Below are 1,764 nucleotides of genomic sequence, written 5' to 3' on the forward strand. Positions count from 1 at the left end.
AACTAAATATAGCTAATAATCAAGTAAAAATTAAAGCTATTGCTTTAGATAAAATTATACAAATTGAGTGTATTATTATTATTTTTATGTCAGTGTCCAATCAAGATGAAGACATAGGTGATAATGGAAATGTATATGAAATTAACCATAATTATCGCACACTCAATTCAAATGAATTGAATCATTTTGGGTTATGTGATAATTATTCAGAAAATGATTTTTTTAATGTTATCAATGTTTGGGGAGATTATAATATTCGAGTAGTATGTAGGGAAATTAAAGTTATTGAATTAGGTATCTATCCTGAAATATAGTAGCTCAAACCCCAACCCAAACCCAAACCCCCAACCCGATAATCCTAGCTTATGTTAGAGTATTCGTTATTAAAAAGTGGCAGTTAATACTGTCACTAAATCCTGTAATTAATTTTTTAATTGCTAATTTTGGCTTAGCACCACTTAGTCGCCAACACGGTCAGTCATGCCATACTCGGCGCGGTGGTAGCCGAGCTACAAGGCAACTCTGCCCTAGTGGGCGGCTTAGGTGCTGCCGCAAGTGAACGCAGTGCGGATGCTATTGCGGGTATCCTTTACCCCGATAAAGACATCAAAGACCTAAACCAAGAAGAAAGACAACAAATCAGCGCCCTAACCCAACTCGCGACTGGCCTAGCTACCGCCGCGGCCGGTGGTGATATCCAAGATATCAATACTGGCGTTGCTGCAGGGAAGAATGCGGTTGAGAATAATAATTTAGCTAGAGCTGCGTGGTATCTAGTACGCCCAAGTGAAATTGGTGCATCAGTCAGTATTAATGTGGTAGATGTTTTAATGGCTGAAGGTCTTACCGCAGCGGAATCAAAAGCGTTTTTAGAAAGTTTAAATTTGGAACAACGAAGACTAATTGAACTTGCGTTAGTCGATCCAATGGGAGATCAATTCCTTGAAGATGCAGTACTAAAAACTTATGAACGTTATTATAATGATTACCTAAAAGAGAAAGGTAGTAAGAAAGATAATGATAATCCGTTAACAGGAACTGGAAGTAGTTCAGCAGGTGGGGCTTCTGGATTACCGCCTAATGATGACGATGATAAATCTCCAAAAGAATCATCTCGTAATAGCGATAAAAAAGGTGTTGGAGGTAATGGAGCTTCGTCTGAACTACCTAATTTGGATGGTAAATCACCAGAACAAGCAAGAAAAATTTTAGAAAAGTATGGATTTGAAGAAAAATCAATTAGTCCTGCAGGTTATCAAAGGTTTGTTGCTAAAGATGGATCTGAGATTACAATTAATTGGAACAGCGGTCGAACAGTCAGGACACCAGCTCCAAAATATGGACCAAATGGCGCTAGAATCAATAAAGGGCAACGGTTGGATGCAAATGGTAGGGAGATCCCAAGGGATGTACTTCATAATCAACATCCAACTGAGACGCTCAATATTAAATAAGGAGTATAATCTATGTTAGATTTAACTAAATTATCAATTAGTTGGATAGATGAACTAAATATAGCTAATAATCAAGTAAAAATTAAAGCTATTGCTTTAGATAAAATTATACAAATTGAGTGTATTATTATTATTTTTATGTCAGTGTCCAATCAAGATGAAGACATAGGTGATAATGGAAATGTATATGAAATTAACCATAATTATCGCACACTCAATTCAAATGAATTGAATCATTTTGGGTTATGTGATAATTATTCAGAAAATGATTTTTTTAATGTTATCAATGTTTGGGGAGATTATAATATTC

At 35.7% G+C, this 1,764-nt stretch carries 3 protein-coding genes; all 3 read left to right on the forward strand.

All coding sequences use genetic code 11. From position 1 onward, the window contains the following. Window positions 1-314 (forward strand): hypothetical protein (locus tag A9G23_RS11565; protein ID WP_176700620.1); only part of this gene is annotated, 314 nt, incomplete at its 5' end. 183 nt (window positions 315-497) lie between these two features. After that, complete coding sequence (locus A9G23_RS11320) at window positions 498-1,454, forward strand: VENN motif pre-toxin domain-containing protein (protein WP_176700621.1); 957 nt, start codon at window positions 498-500, stop codon at window positions 1,452-1,454. Window positions 1,455-1,466: 12 nt separating this feature from the next. Beyond that, window positions 1,467-1,764, forward strand: a 298-nt coding sequence (locus A9G23_RS10755) for a hypothetical protein (protein ID WP_141674937.1), incomplete at its 3' end; no start/stop codon positions are given.

Origin of the sequence: Gilliamella sp. App4-10 (assembly GCF_001690495.1) — a bacterium.
Classification (GTDB): domain Bacteria; phylum Pseudomonadota; class Gammaproteobacteria; order Enterobacterales; family Orbaceae; genus Gilliamella; species Gilliamella apicola_G.